This window comes from Winogradskyella sp. PC D3.3, from assembly GCF_054366245.1.
Window position 1 is genome coordinate 1,483,257 of record NZ_CM135962.1, and the last position, 14,560, is coordinate 1,497,816.

Annotated in this window: 11 protein-coding genes and 1 pseudogene; 1 reads left to right on the top strand and 11 read right to left on the bottom strand. The window is 35.2% G+C overall.

Annotation, left to right across the window (positions count from 1 at the left end):
* The first annotated feature begins 40 nt into the window (after window positions 1-40).
* Entirely contained in the window at window positions 41-1,504 is a 1,464-nt protein-coding gene (locus tag ACXGSQ_RS06330) for a glutamate synthase subunit beta (RefSeq protein ID WP_458628777.1), read from the top strand.
* Window positions 1,505-1,702: 198 nt separating this feature from the next.
* On the opposite strand, the gene argH is transcribed toward ACXGSQ_RS06330, so the two are convergent.
* From argH to ilvA, 11 genes and pseudogenes are all read right to left on the bottom strand, one after another.
* Window positions 1,703-2,977 (bottom strand): argininosuccinate lyase, encoded by a 1,275-nt coding sequence (gene argH, locus ACXGSQ_RS06335; protein ID WP_458629329.1) that lies wholly within the window; start codon window positions 2,975-2,977, stop codon window positions 1,703-1,705.
* 96 nt (window positions 2,978-3,073) lie between these two features.
* Entirely contained in the window at window positions 3,074-4,135 is a 1,062-nt protein-coding gene (locus ACXGSQ_RS06340) for a M20 family metallo-hydrolase (protein ID WP_458628778.1), read from the bottom strand.
* A complete protein-coding gene (gene argB / locus ACXGSQ_RS06345) occupies window positions 4,132-4,908 on the bottom strand; it encodes an acetylglutamate kinase (protein WP_458628779.1) in 777 nt (258 codons plus the stop codon). Before argB ends, ACXGSQ_RS06340 begins: the two co-directional genes overlap by 4 nt.
* A gap of 147 nt (window positions 4,909-5,055) precedes the next feature.
* Window positions 5,056-5,991: a Rossmann-fold NAD(P)-binding domain-containing protein gene (locus tag ACXGSQ_RS06350; RefSeq protein ID WP_458629330.1), complete on the bottom strand. Its 936-nt coding sequence runs from the start codon at window positions 5,989-5,991 to the stop codon at window positions 5,056-5,058.
* 67 nt (window positions 5,992-6,058) lie between these two features.
* The gene (locus ACXGSQ_RS06355) at window positions 6,059-7,192 is read right to left on the bottom strand and encodes an aspartate aminotransferase family protein (RefSeq protein WP_458628780.1); all 1,134 of its coding nucleotides are present in this window, start codon (window positions 7,190-7,192) and stop codon (window positions 6,059-6,061) included.
* On the bottom strand, window positions 7,189-7,989 hold the full coding sequence (proC, locus tag ACXGSQ_RS06360) for a pyrroline-5-carboxylate reductase (protein ID WP_458628781.1): 801 nt from the start codon (window positions 7,987-7,989) through the stop codon (window positions 7,189-7,191). The genes ACXGSQ_RS06355 and proC overlap by 4 nt, the downstream gene beginning before the upstream one ends.
* A 209-nt stretch (window positions 7,990-8,198) precedes the next feature.
* Window positions 8,199-9,182, bottom strand: a complete 984-nt coding sequence (argC, locus tag ACXGSQ_RS06365; RefSeq protein ID WP_458628782.1) for an N-acetyl-gamma-glutamyl-phosphate reductase — start codon at window positions 9,180-9,182, stop codon at window positions 8,199-8,201.
* 140 nt (window positions 9,183-9,322) lie between these two features.
* A complete protein-coding gene (locus ACXGSQ_RS06370) occupies window positions 9,323-10,504 on the bottom strand; it encodes an argininosuccinate synthase (protein ID WP_458628783.1) in 1,182 nt (393 codons plus the stop codon).
* 43 nt (window positions 10,505-10,547) lie between these two features.
* Entirely contained in the window at window positions 10,548-11,186 is a 639-nt protein-coding gene (locus tag ACXGSQ_RS06375) for a GNAT family N-acetyltransferase (protein ID WP_458628784.1), read from the bottom strand.
* Window positions 11,187-11,614: 428 nt separating this feature from the next.
* Window positions 11,615-13,206, bottom strand: a pseudogene (locus ACXGSQ_RS06380) (NADP-dependent glyceraldehyde-3-phosphate dehydrogenase).
* Between the two features lie 79 nt (window positions 13,207-13,285).
* The gene (ilvA, locus tag ACXGSQ_RS06385) at window positions 13,286-14,554 is read right to left on the bottom strand and encodes a threonine ammonia-lyase IlvA (RefSeq protein ID WP_458628785.1); all 1,269 of its coding nucleotides are present in this window, start codon (window positions 14,552-14,554) and stop codon (window positions 13,286-13,288) included.
* Window positions 14,555-14,560: the final 6 nt, after the last annotated feature.

Sequence of the window (14,560 nt, forward strand, 5' to 3'; positions counted from 1 at the left end):
TTAGAAAGTAGGATGAGACTCCTGCTTTCGCAGGAATAAAATGGGAAAAGTAACAGGTTTTAAAGAGTTCGAAAGAAAAGATGAATCCTACAAGCCAGTAAAGGATCGTGTAAAGCATTATAATGAATTTACCGTACCCTTGAAGGATAAAGACATGACTGAACAAGGGTCGCGTTGTATGGATTGTGGAATTCCATTTTGTCATAGTGGTTGTCCGCTTGGTAATCTAATTCCAGATTTTAATCATATGGTACACCAAGGCGAATGGCAAAAGGCCTCTTGGATTTTACACTCAACAAATAACTTCCCTGAGTTTACGGGGCGTTTATGTCCTGCACCATGCGAACAAGCTTGTGTGTTAGGTATTATTGAGGATCCGGTTTCTATTGAAAATATTGAGAAAAATATTGTAGAACGTGCGTTTAAAGAAGGGTGGATTAAACCTCAACCTCCTAAAAAACGAACAGGAAAGACGATTGCTATTGTGGGTTCTGGTCCCGCAGGTTTGGCGGCAGCACAGCAATTAAATAGAGCAGGGCATTTAATAACGGTTTTTGAACGTGATGATGCTATTGGAGGTTTGTTACGCTACGGTATTCCTAATTTTAAAATGGAAAAAGGAGTCATCGATCGTCGTTTGGCTATATTAGAAGCAGAAGGTATTGTATTTAAAACTAATGTTAACGTTGGCGTGAATTATGATGTTGAAGATTTAAAAAAGTTTGATGCCGTCGTGCTTTGTGGTGGTGCAACTGAAAGACGAAGTTTGCCAACACCAGGTATTGATGCAGATGGTGTTGTGCAGGCGATGGACTTTTTAACGCAACAAACTAAAGTGGTTTTTGGTCAGAAAGTAAAAGACCAAGTATTAGCAACAGGAAAAAATGTAATTGTCATTGGAGGTGGAGATACAGGTTCAGATTGTATTGGGACATCCAATCGTCAAGGTGCTAAATCGGTTGTTAATTTTGAAATCATGCCGAAACCACCAGGACATCGTTCACCAACGACACCATGGCCATATTGGCCCTTACAATTAAAAACGTCAACATCGCATAAAGAAGGTGTGGAGCGTAATTGGTTAATCAATACTAAAGAATTTGTAACGAATGCGAAAGGTAAATTAACAGCTTTAAAAACGGTAAATGTTGAATGGGAGATGGTTCCTGGCGAGCGGCCTAAGCTGATTGAAGTAGCCGGTACAGAAAAAACTTGGAAATGTGATTTAGCATTATTGGCGCTTGGTTTTACAGGTCCAGAATCTACAATTGCAGATAAACTTGGAATAGAGCGCGATGTACGCTCTAATTATAAAGCGAGCTATGGAAAATATCAAACTAATATACCTAATATATTTACAGCTGGCGATATGAGGAGAGGTCAATCATTAATTGTTTGGGCAATTTCTGAAGGTAGAGAAGCCGCTCGCCAAGTCGATATTTATTTAATGGGAAAATCTGATTTAGCGACTAAAAATGTTGATGGGGATTTAGTAGGGTTATAATTTTACATGTTTCTGCTACTATATATTTCTAGGGGTAGTCTATTGTTAGGGTAGAAATATAAAAGCATCTGTTTTACAGATGCTTTTTTTATGAAATTCAAAATTTTGATTATTTTACTTCATAAGGCCTCTTGAGTTGACACTTGTGAGAAGTTTATTCCTAGGATTGTCCCCTTGAAGGGGTTTTAGAGAAGTTTTTTATTGAGGAAACTTAGCTCTAATGTCATCCAAACACAGATTATGAATACTACCTATATGCGAATGTTCTTTTCCTAAATCTGGTTTGTAAGTTCCTGCTTGTACTTCGCTTCCAATTTTTTGATAAGCCTCTCTAAAGCTCATGCCTTCAACCACTAAATTATTAATGCTGTCTACGGTGAATAGGTATTGGTATTTCTCATCAGTGAGGTCAATATCCTTCACGATGATTTGTTGAATGGAATAATTAAAGATGTCTAAAATATCTTTGACATCTTCAAACGCATTGATGATGTTTTCTTTCAACAATTGAAAATCTCTATGATAACCACTTGGTAAATTATTGGTGATTAATAACATTTCAGAATGTAAGGCTTGAATTTTATTACACTTACCTCGAATCAATTCGAATACATCAGGATTTTTTTTGTGTGGCATGATGCTGCTTCCAGTGGTTAACTCATCTGGAAATGTGATAAACCCAAAATTCTGACTCATATACAAGCAAATATCCATGGCAAAACGTGCCATTGTATTACATAAGCCTCCTAAAGCACTGGCGATAGCACGTTCGCTTTTTCCTCTGCTCAATTGTGCAGCAACCACGTTATATTTTAGTGTTGAAAAGCCTAATTCTTTGGTGGTAATATTCCTATCAATAGGAAAAGAACTGCCATAACCAGCAGCAGAACCTAATGGATTTTGGTCTGCAATTTTTGAAACTGCATTCAGTACATACACATCATCAATTAACAATTCAGCATAAGCAGAAAACCATAAACCAAAAGAGGAAGGCATGGCTACTTGTAAATGTGTATAGCCTGGTAACAATTGTGTTTTATGTGTTTCGGCTAAATTTAAAAGCGTATCGAAAAACGTTTTTGTTTTACTGTTTATGATTTCAAGATTCTCTTTGTAGTAGAGTTGAAGGGCTACTAAAACTTGGTCGTTTCTAGAACGTGCGGTGTGGATTTTCTTTCCAACATCGCCTAGTGTTTTGGTGAGTTCGTGTTCAATTTTAGAATGTACATCTTCAAATGAATCTTCAATTATAAACGTACCATCTTCAATAGATTTTGCTAAAATATTTAATCCTGATTTTAATTGTTCTAACTCTTCTGAAGATATAATTCCAATAGATTCTAACATCACAGCATGCGCTCGTGAAGCTTCTACATCATATTTTGCAATATGCATATCGATTTCTCTGTCGTTGCCAACAGTGAATAATTCTATTTTTTTATCTATTGAATAGCCTTTGTCCCACAATTTCATACTTATTCCTGCGAAGGCAGTAATCTCTGCCTTCATTATTTAGTTAATAAATTTAGACCTGCTAGGTTGAAAAAACCTACTAGGTCTATTATCTTTTTATAATACTTTCTCTAACAATTTAATATACAAATCAATACCTTCTTCAATTTCGGCTAGATAAATAAATTCATCAGCCGTGTGCGAACGTGTGCTATCTCCAGGCCCTAACTTTAACGACGGACAAGTTAAAACCGATTGGTCAGAAAGTGTTGGCGAACCATAAGTTTCTCTTCCAAGTTCAATTCCGGCTTTAACTAAGTCGTGATTAATAGGAATAGAAGACGAATTTAATCGTAAGCTACGTGGTGTAATGCTTGAGCAAGGTGATTTCTGGGTTAAAATATCCGCAATTTCCTGATTTGAGTATTTGTCATTCACGCGCACATCAATAACCAAATCAACTTCTGCAGGAACCGCATTGTGTTGCTTACCAGCATTGATTTGGGTGACCGTCATTTTTACATCACCTAAGACTGGTGATTTACGTTCAAACTTATAATCTTTAAACCAATTTAAAACGTCGATGGTGTTGTAAATTGAATTGTCATTATTAGGGTGTGCTGCATGGCTAGCGGTTCCTTTTACTTTCGCATCAAAAACAACTAAACCTTTTTCAGCTATGGCTAGATGCATTAAAGTTGGTTCGCCAACAATAGCGACATCAACTTTAGGAATGATAGATAACATGCTGTTCAGGCCCTTTGGTCCACTGCTTTCTTCTTCTGCAGAAGCTACAATGACTAAATTGTAGTTGAGGTCTTTCTTATTATAAAAATACGTGAAGGTGGCTATTAAAGAGACCAAGCATCCACCAGCATCATTACTTCCTAAACCATATAATTTACCATCTTCAACAATCGCCTTAAATGGGTCTTTTGTGTAACCGTTGTTGGGTTTTACGGTATCGTGATGTGAGTTTAATAATAAGGTGGGTTTGCTCTCATCAAAATATTTGTTGGTTGCCCAAATGTTATGATGGTTTCTTTTAAATGGTATGTTATGCGATGTAAACCAATTTTCAATAAGCAAAGCTGTGTGGTCTTCCTCTGACGAGAATGACTGTGTTTCTATGAGTTGTTTTAACAAGTCAATGGCTGCTGTGGTAAGGCTTTCTATCATTTTGTGATGGTTGTATGTTTGTTGTTGGTATTGAAAAGCATGTCTGATTTTCCGATACAAACTTTTTGAACGTTTTGATTTATAGCATGAAAACAGTTGTCTAATTTCGGTAACATGCCTTCGAATATGATATGGTTATCTTTTAATGCTTTATAACTTTCTGTGTTGATGTTTTCAATGACAGAATCATCATCTTCTACATTTTCTAGAACACCATTTTTTTCAAAACAATAATATAATTCGGTGTTAAAAATTGACGACAAGCCAATCGCCAATTCTGAAGCAATCGTATCTGCATTTGTATTTAGTAATTGTCCGTTTTCATTATGAGTTATAGCACAAAAAATAGGTGTGATATTGTTACTTAGTAATATATTTAATACCTCTGTATTTACTTTTTTTACATCACCAACAAAGCCATAATCAATGGTTTTAACAGGTCTTTTTCCTGAAACAATAGTATTGCCATCTGCACCAGAAAGTCCAATGGCATTGCATTGATTAGCTTGTAATTGTGTCACTATATTTTTATTGATTTTTCCAGCGTAAACCATAGTGATAATATCTAAAGTATCAGCATCTGTAATACGTCTACCTTCAGTCATCTTTACAGGAATATTCATTTGTGTTGCTAACTTGGTGGCTAATTTTCCGCCTCCATGAACTAAGACTTTAGGACCTGTAATAGTTGAAAAATCTTTAATGAAGGTGGCTAGTGCGTCTTCATTATCGATAATATTTCCTCCTATTTTTACGACTTTTATTGTTTTCATCTCGTGCTCGCGAAGGCGAGTATTTTTAAGTTGTAGACCTGTCAGGTTTTTCAAACCTGCGAGGTCTAATATATTTTTTGTCTCCTCGAGCGCAGTCGAGAGGTCTTTAACATTAATAGGTCTCGATTGCGCTCGACCAGACATAAATTATAAATCTTCCAAAATCTGTTTCAATACAATTTGTGTAGCATAGGTTCTGTTATTCGCTTGCTTAATCACCACAGATTGTTCACTGTCTAAAACCGCATCTTCAACCACAATATTTCGTCTTACAGGCAAACAATGCATGAATTTGGCGTGACCTAATTTGGCTTTTGTCATCATCCAATTTTTATCTTGATTATTAACTTTTCCATAGTCTTTGTAGCTACTCCAGTTTTTTACATAGACAAAATCAGCATCTTTTAAGGCGTCTTCTTGGTTGTAATTTATTGATGTGTCTTTAGTGATTACTTCATTTAATTCGTAGCCTTCAGGATGCGTAATGGTTAAATCTACTTCTAAATCTTGCATCATTTCTACAAACGAATTTGCAACGGCTTGCGGTAAAGCTTTTGGATGTGGTGCCCAAGACAACACGACTTTTGGGTTTACTTTTTCTGCAAGTTCGGTAATGGTAATAGCATCAGCCAATGCTTGCAACGGATGCGCAGTAGCACTTTCCATATTCACGATTGGAACAGTCGCGTATTTTTTAAAATTGTTGAGAATGTATTCCGATTCGTCTTTAGCTTTATCTTGTAATGTTGGGAATGCTCTTACAGCAATGATATCTGCATATTGTGAAATAACACGCGCTGCTTCTTTAATGTGTTCAGATTTGTCAACGTTCATAATGGTGCCATCCTCAAATTCTAAATTCCAAGCGTCATTCACGTTTAAAATCATCACATCCATACCTAGGTTTTTTGCTGCTTTTTCAGTGCTTAATCGTGTTCTTAAACTCGAATTGAAAAATAGCATGACTAAGGTTTTGTGTTTTCCTAAGTCTTCAAATTCAAAAGGATTCATTTTTAATAAAATGGCATCCTTAATGATTTCAGAAAGGTTAGAAATATCTTTTATTTTGGTGTAGTTTTTCATAGTCATTTCCCACGAAAGTGGGAATCTCATTAATTAAACTTTAATTTTAAGGTTTTCGAATTAATCCTTATTTCTTTTTTAATTCATTTTCTAAGGCTTCAAAAAACACATCAATGTGTTTTTTCTGAATCGTTAAAGGCGGAAGTATTCTAATTAAATTAGGATTCTTTGCACTTCCTGTAAAAATATGATGGTTAAAAATTAATTTTTTTCTTAGTTCTGAAATTGGAAAATCGAACTCTAATCCCAACATTAAACCACGACCTTTTATCGATTTTAAATGTGGTAATGACTTCGCTTTCTCTTGAAAATATTTTGAAATATTTTTAGCATTTTCCATTAATTGTTCTTCTTCCAAAACTTCTAAAACCGAAAGTGTTGCTGCACATGCCAAATGATTACCTCCAAAGGTAGTTCCTAATAATCCAAAAGATGCTTTAATTGAAGGATGGATTAAAATCCCTCCAACCGGAAAGCCATTTCCCATGCCTTTGGCCATAGAAATAATATCTGGTGTAACGTTATGCTTTTGAAAAGCAAAAAAGTCACCAGTTCTACCAAATCCAGATTGTACCTCGTCTGCAATAAATGCTGTGTTGTATTGTTTGCAAAGTTGTTCTAGTCCTTTATAGAATTCCGTTGTACTTTGGTCTAAACCGCCAACACCTTGTATAAATTCTACTATAACAGCGCAAGTTTCGTTTTGTTTTAAAATGGTTTCAACCGTGTCTAAGTCACCTAATTCTACAAAATCAACGTGTTGTTGCGCATTAATTGGTGCAACAATTTTAGGATTGTCAGTTGCGGCAACAGCAGCTGACGTTCTACCATGAAATGAATTTTTAAAGGCTAAAACTTTCTTTTTGCTATTATGGAATGAGGCTAATTTTAAAGCATTTTCATTCGCTTCTGCACCAGAGTTACATAGAAATAATTGGTAGTCTTTACAGCCAGATACAGCTTCAAGCTTATCTGCTAATGCTGTTTGTAATGGATTTTGAATCGCATTACTGTAAAAGCCTAGTTTTTCAACTTGATTAGAAATTGCTGAAACATATTTTGGATGGGAATGACCAATAGAAATTACTGCATGTCCACCATAAAGGTCTAAGTATTCTACATTTTTATCATCGTAAACGTAAATGTCTTTTGCGCTTATTGGTGTGATATCAAACAGTGGGTAAACATTAAATAAACTCATATTTGCTCTTCTTTAATGGTATTGATTTTATTAAAAGAAGCCACCATGCCTTGGATTAAAGATGAACTCAATCCTTTGTGTTCCATTTCATTTAAGCCTTGAATTGTACAACCTTTAGGTGTGGTTACGCGGTCAATTTCTTCTTCTGGATGATTGCCGTTTTCTATCAGTAAGTTAGCAGCTCCTTCACTGGTGTACATGGCTAATTCTTGTGCTTCTTTCGCGTCAAAACCTAACTGAATTGCGGCTTGCGTCGTCGCGCGAATGAGTCGCATCCAAAAGGCAATACCACTTGCGCAAACCACTGTTGCGGCTTGCATTTGAGATTCTGGAATGGCTAAGGTATGACCTAGTCTATCGAAAATAGCTTCTGCAATTTTAATACGTTTAGCACCTTTTTCATTACTACACATACAAGTCATGGATTTACCAACCGCAATGGCTGTATTTGGCATAGCTCTGATGATAAATTGGTCAGTCCCAACAATGCCTTCGATTTTAGGAATTAGAAACCCTGTAATCGTTGAAATTAAAACGTGTTTTTCAGTTAAATGAGGTTTCACAACATTTAATATATTTTCAAAGTGTCTAGGCTGAACAGCAAATATTAATATGTCTGATTGCTTTACGGCTTCGACGTTGTCTGTTGTTAATACAACATTTTTGTACCCATCAAATTCTTGAATATCATCCAAGTTTCTTTTGGTTAAATATAGAGTTGTTATGGCGTTGTTCGTGATGAGTCCTTTGGCTATGGACTTTCCTAAGTTTCCTGTTCCTATGATTGCTATTTTCATTTTGCTTTTCTATTGTTTTTTAATGGTAAAATGTGTTCGCATTAAAAAATGCTCGGTTCATATTTATTAACCGCGAAAGCGGTTATCTCTTTAAGTTAAACTTTATTTTATCTAAACCTTTCGACTGCACTCAAGGTGACAGTTTAGGCGATTTTAAATTTGGTTTAGACCTGCTAGGTTTCAAAAATCTGACAGGTCTATAGTGTTTATTAAAAATAATTTGCCTTCAATTGTAAGCCTTCGGTTTCTTCAAAGCCATACATTAAATTCATGTTTTGAATCGCTTGTCCTGATGCTCCTTTTAATAAATTATCAATGATACTTGTGACTAATAATTTATCGTTGTGTTTATGTAAATGAAGAATGCACTTATTGGTATTGACGACTTGTTTTAAATGAATTTCGTCATCTGAAACAAATGTGAAAGCGGCATCTTTATAAAATTCCTGATACAATTGTTTTGCGTCTTCTAAACTGCCTTCATATTTCGTATAAAGTGTTGCGAAAATGCCTCTTGAAAAATCACCGCGATTCGGCATAAAAATGATTTCAGAATTAAAATCTGATTGTAGCGTATTTACGGTTTGATTTATTTCTCCTAAATGCTGATGTGTAAATGCTTTGTAGTGTGAAAAATTATTATCTCTCCAAGTAAAATGTGTTGTCGTAGATAATGATGTGCCAGCTCCAGTTGCTCCAGTTACAGCATTAATATGGACGTCATTTTTTAAAGCTCCTGCTTTAGCAAGAGGTAATAATGCCGTTTGAATTGCTGTAGCAAAACAACCTGGATTAGCAATGTAATCGGCTTTTTTAATGGCTTCTTTATTTAGTTCAGGTAGTCCATAAACGAATGGTTTACCATCAAAATTAGAGTCATCTGTCAATCTAAAATCATTACTTAAGTCAATGATTTTTGTAGCTTTTGAAAATTTAATTTTTTCTAAAAAAGCTTTAGAATTTCCATGACCTAAGCACAAGAAAAGAACATCAATCTCAGGATTAATTTCGTTTGAAAATACTAAATCTGTAGAACCTAATAAGTCTTGATGAACCTTGCTGACTTTATTGCCAGCATTAGATGTGCTATAGATAAAATCTATTTCAACTTGAGGGTGATTAATTAACAGACGTATTAATTCGCCTGCTGTGTAACCAGCTCCTCCAATGATTCCTGTTTTTATTTTTTTCATATCCATTTCCCACGAAAGTGGGAATCTTTTTAATTCAACCTGACTTTAAGTTTTATACCTACAAGGTTTTTGAAACCTTGCAGGATAATTTAATTTTTGAGACCTGCTAGGTTTTAAAAACCTGCAAGGTCACGAAATGACTAATTATTTACCTGCTGGTAAATCTTATTTTGATTCCCAAAAATCTTAATAAACCCTTTGGCTTCATCTGCGGTCCAACCTTTATTTTCTTCACCATAACTTCCAAACTTCGCACTCATTAAATCGTGTTTAGATTTTATACCATCTAGCGTGAAGTGGTAAGGTTTTAGTGTTACAGTTACATCACCAGAAACTTTATCTTGACTACTTTGTAAAAAGGCTTCCATGTCTCGCATTACTGGGTCTAAATATTGCCCTTCGTGTAAATGCATGCCATAAAAATTAGACATATAATCTTTATGTTGTAGTTGCCACTTCGTTAAGGTGTGTTTCTCTAATAGGTGATGGGCTTTTATAATAATTAAAGCAGCTGCAGCTTCAAAACCAACACGACCTTTGATACCTACAATCGTATCGCCAACATGAATATCTCTGCCAATAGCATAAGCAGAAGCTAAGTTGTTAAGCACTTCGATATTGACTTCGGGATTATTTTCTACACCATTTAACGCGACTAATTCACCTTTAGAAAATGTTAGTACTACTTTTTCAGGATCTGAATGTTTTAGTTGTGAAGGGTAAGCGGATTCTGGTAGTGGTTTTTCGGACGTTAAAGTTTCTTCTCCACCAATACTCGTTCCCCAAAGGCCTTTGTTTACTGAGTATTTCGCTTTGTTCCAAGACATGTCGATGCCATTTTCTATGAGGTAGTCAATTTCTTGCTGTCTGGTTAATTTGCCATCTCTAATTGGTGTAATGATTTCAATTTCTGGTGCTAAAGTTTGAAAAATCATATCAAAACGCACTTGGTCATTTCCTGCGCCTGTGCTACCGTGTGCAATATATTTAGCATCTATACTTTTGGCGTATTGTACAATTTCAATGGCCTGAATAATACGTTCGGCGCTAACAGATAAAGGGTAGGTGTTATTTTTTAAAACATTCCCGAAGATTAAATACTTAATCACTTTATCGTAATAGGAAGCAATCGCATCAATATTCTTGTATGTTGAAACCCCCATTTTATAGGCATTGCTTTCAATAGTTTTAATTTCTTCTTGAGTAAATCCGCCAGTATTCACACTAATCGCATGAACATCATATCCTGCTTTACTTAAACTTACTGCGCAGTAAGAGGTATCTAAGCCTCCACTATATGCTATAACTAATTTTTTATTCATTTTTCGCTTTTATTGTTTTTTCAGTTGTAAAATGTGTTCGCATTTAAATGCTCGGTTCATCTTTTTTGTCTTTTATTAAAAACATATGCTGTTTTATTAATTTTAATCGTGTCCATACTTTTTTGTCATAAGGACGTGTTTTAGGTTTTGATGCTTCAGCTTTAGAAGGATCATATAGCATTCCTGTGCATAAACACATTTTCTGTTCTGTTCTCGTTAATACATCGAAATTTTTACAGGTTTGGCAGCCTTTCCAAAAGGATTGATCGTCTGTTAATTCTGAAAACGTCACAGGTTTGTAACCTAATTCGCTATTCATTTTCATAACCGCTAAACCTGTCGTAATACTAAAGACTTTGGAGTCGGGGAATTTTGTTCTAGAATGATTAAAAATGACTTTCTTAATCTGTTTTGCGAGGCCAAGATTTCTAAAATCAGGATGTACAATTAAACCCGAGTTAGCGACGAATTTACCATGACTCCAAGCTTCGATATAGCAGAAACCTGCGAATTTGTCTCCGTCTAGGGCTATTACCGCATTGCCATTTTCCATTTTAGTAATAATATACTCTGGTTGGCGTTTTGCAATACCAGTACCTCTAACTTTAGCAGCTTCTGCAATGGTTTCGCAAATAAGTTCTGCGTAAATGCTATGCGATTTATCAGCAATAACAATTTTCATTGTAATTGAATTTTTGAATTAAAAAATATGATGTTGTGATTTTGAAAGTAGAACCGGACACACCTGAGTTCCATAAATAGTAGCATACCCTTACGGGCGACGAGGAAAAATACGGCGCACAACATTAGCATTATCTTTTAGGATAATTAATGATTGAGAGTAGTATTTAAAATTTAAGTGGAACACAATAAAATAAGTAAAAATGAATATAGACTTTTGCTGCTAAATTAAAGAATTAGCTACGGCGTTTTTCCAGATTAAGTTCTGTTGGTCTGGGTGTTCTATATTTGTGTCTCAGTGTAAACATAGTACTAATCTACATATTAAATTATTAATAACAATAGCTATACTATTGTTTTTAGAGATATTTACGAATTTCTAAAAAATAATCTTTTTTAATTGTAAACATCTCATTTTAGGCTTCTTAATTAAAGAATATAATCTGTGCTTACAAAGTTTGAAGCTCTAGAATCTAGTAAATCTTTTAAGATGGCATTGTTGTAATCGTTGTCTTTTGACGCCACAAAGGTTCTTATTGAAAATGAACGTAAAGCATCATGTACACTTAATGTTGCTACAGCCGAATCTTTTCGTCCAGTAAATGGATATACATCTGGTCCACGTTGACAAGAACTATTTAGATTCACACGGCAAACTAAATTCACAAGAGTATCAATTAGTGGAGCTAAGGTTTTAACGTCGTTTCCAAATAAACTCACTTGTTGTCCGTAATTAGATACTGCCATATCATCTAAGGGTTCTTCAATATCATTAAAAGGAACTATTGGAATTACAGGTCCGAATTGTTCTTCTTGAAAGACGCGCATATCCTTAGTTACTGGATATAATACCGCTGGAAAAATATAGTTTTCTGTGGTGTTTCCACCTTTCTTATTAATGATGTTGGCTCCTTTTTCAATGGCATCGTCAATTAGATCTTGAATATATATTGGTTTATCGGGTTCTGGCAACGGAGTTAGTTTTGCGCCATCTTCCCATGGGTTTCCGAATTTAAGCGCATCGACTTTAGCTGAAAAACGCTTGTTAAATTCTTCAATGATATTTTCATGTACATATAGAACTTTCAAAGCCGTACAACGTTGCCCATTAAAAGAAGTTGTTCCTGCAATACATTCATCAATGGCTAAATCTAAATCAGCATCTGGTAACACAATAGCAGGGTTTTTCGCTTCAAGACCTAAAACTAAACGTAACCTGTTACTTTTTGGATGTTGGTTTTGTAAAGCATTTGCGGATTTACTATTCCCGATTAAAGCTAAAACATCCACTTTACCAGATTGCATAATTGGAGCCGCTACGGTTCTTCCTCTTCCGTAGATAATATTTACAACTCCTTTTGGAAAACTATCTCTAAAAGCTTCCAATAACGGTGTAATTAATAAAACTCCATGTTTTGCAGGTTTAAAAATGGCTGTATTACCCATGATTAAAGCCGGAATCAATAAAGCAAAGGTTTCATTTAAAGGGTAGTTATAAGGGCCTAGACACAAAACAACACCTAAAGGTCCTCTTCTAATGTGAGCGTTAACACCAGAACTTTTTACAAATTTAGCGCTATCGCGATCCATTTGTTTGTAATCTTCAATGGTATCGTAAATGTATTCCACAGTTCTATCAAATTCCTTTTCAGAATCAGGTAGGGTTTTTCCAATTTCCCACATTAGTAATTTGACGACTTCCTCACGTTTCGTCTTCATCTGTTCTACAAACTTTTCCATGCAAGCTATGCGGTCTACAACTTTCATTGTTGGCCATAAACCTTGTCCTTTATTGTATGCTGAAACAGCAGCATCTAATGCTTTTATGGCTTCTTTTTTCCTAAAGTCGGAATAGTTCCAAGTAAGGTGGGTTTATAATCTTCAGTGGAAGAAATTGTAGAATATACTTTAGAAGTTTCTCCGCGCCAAGGTATCAGTGCGCCGTCTACTAAATAGGTGTTTTGTTCGACTAAATTTTTAATTTGAAACTGTTCTGGAATATTCACAAATGCTGAAGTCATACTAACTTGTTTTGAACTGTTAATTGTAAGTAATAAAGATACTAAATCGCATCTCTTGTGTGGTTATGGTTATGTTAAGCTATACTAAAAACTGAAATAAATCGGGTTTATCATTTAGGTAATCTCCATAGAAGTTATTAAGCTTCATTTTGGTAATTAAAGGTTCTAAATCCTCTGGTGATTTTAACTGTAAACCAACGACTGCGACATCATTTTCGCGATTGACTTTTTTAGTGTATTCAAAATGTGTAATATCATCTGTAGGGCCTAAAATATCAACTACAAAATCACGTAGAGCTCCTGCGCGTTGTGGAAACTTGATGATAAAGTAGTGTTTAAGATTGGCATAAAGAAGTGCACGTTCTTTTATTTCTGCCATTCGCGTGATATCGTTATTGCTTCCGCTAATCACACAAACCACGTTTTTACCTTTGATTTCTTCAGAAAATTGGTCTAAGGCACAAAGACTCAAAGCTCCTGCAGGTTCAACTACAATAGCATCTTTATTATAAAGGTCTAAGATAGTTTGGCAAATTTTGCCTTCGTCTACGGTAACGACACGATGCAGTGTTTCTTTACAAATAGCAAAACTTAAATCTCCAACACGTTTAACAGCAGCACCATCTACAAAACTATCGATGGTATTTAATTCTGTATTTCGATTAGCTCTAATAGAGGTGAGCATTGCTGGTGCTCCTTTCGGCTCCACGCTAATAATTTTAGTTTGAGGAGATAAGATTTTAAAAACAGAGGATAATCCTGCGGCAAGTCCACCACCACCTACTGGCACAAAAACATAATGAATGGGATGTGTTTTGGCTTGGTCTATAATCTCTAAGCCTACGGTTGCTTGGCCTTCAATAACTTTTTCGTCATTAAAAGGGTGTACAAAGGTTTTATTGAGTTCCTCACTTTGTTGCATTGCTGCGTGGTAAGCATCATCAAACGTATCTCCAACTAAAACAACTTCAACAAACTCTTCCCCAAACATTTTTACCTGTTCAATCTTTTGATTGGGAGTAGGCGAGGGCATAAAAATAGTGCCTTTTATTTTTAAAAGTTTACATGAAATGGCAACACCTTGCGCATGATTTCCTGCGCTTGCGCACACAATTTCATTTTCAATTTGAGATGGACTTAATGAGGCTATTTTATTATAAGCACCACGAATTTTGTAAGAACGCACAACTTGTAAGTCCTCTCTTTTAAAATAAATATTAGCATCAAAATCTTTAGAATAGCGTGCATTTTTAATTAAAGGTGTTACGGATGCAATGCCTTGTAATTTTTCTGCTGCAGCTTCAATAGCTTTTAATGTTGGTCTGTATGTGGTTTTGGTTTCTTTCATGCTCAC

Excerpts from the sequence above, each read along its gene's own strand:
- ilvA (WP_458628785.1), bottom strand. The coding sequence starts at position 14,554 with ATGAAAGAAACCAAAACCACATACAGACCAACATTAAAAGCTATTGAA.
- argC (WP_458628782.1), bottom strand. The coding sequence starts at position 9,182 with ATGAAAAAAATAAAAACAGGAATCATTGGAGGAGCTGGTTACACAGCA.
- proC (WP_458628781.1), bottom strand. The coding sequence starts at position 7,989 with ATGAAAATAGCAATCATAGGAACAGGAAACTTAGGAAAGTCCATAGCC.
- ACXGSQ_RS06330 (WP_458628777.1), top strand. The coding sequence starts at position 41 with ATGGGAAAAGTAACAGGTTTTAAAGAGTTCGAAAGAAAAGATGAATCC.
- ACXGSQ_RS06350 (WP_458629330.1), bottom strand. The coding sequence starts at position 5,991 with ATGAAAAACTACACCAAAATAAAAGATATTTCTAACCTTTCTGAAATC.
- ACXGSQ_RS06355 (WP_458628780.1), bottom strand. The coding sequence starts at position 7,192 with ATGAGTTTATTTAATGTTTACCCACTGTTTGATATCACACCAATAAGC.
- argH (WP_458629329.1), bottom strand. The coding sequence starts at position 2,977 with ATGAAATTGTGGGACAAAGGCTATTCAATAGATAAAAAAATAGAATTA.
- ACXGSQ_RS06375 (WP_458628784.1), bottom strand. The coding sequence starts at position 11,186 with ATGAAAATTGTTATTGCTGATAAATCGCATAGCATTTACGCAGAACTT.
- ACXGSQ_RS06370 (WP_458628783.1), bottom strand. The coding sequence starts at position 10,504 with ATGAATAAAAAATTAGTTATAGCATATAGTGGAGGCTTAGATACCTCT.
- ACXGSQ_RS06340 (WP_458628778.1), bottom strand. The coding sequence starts at position 4,135 with ATGATAGAAAGCCTTACCACAGCAGCCATTGACTTGTTAAAACAACTC.
- argB (WP_458628779.1), bottom strand. The coding sequence starts at position 4,908 with ATGAAAACAATAAAAGTCGTAAAAATAGGAGGAAATATTATCGATAAT.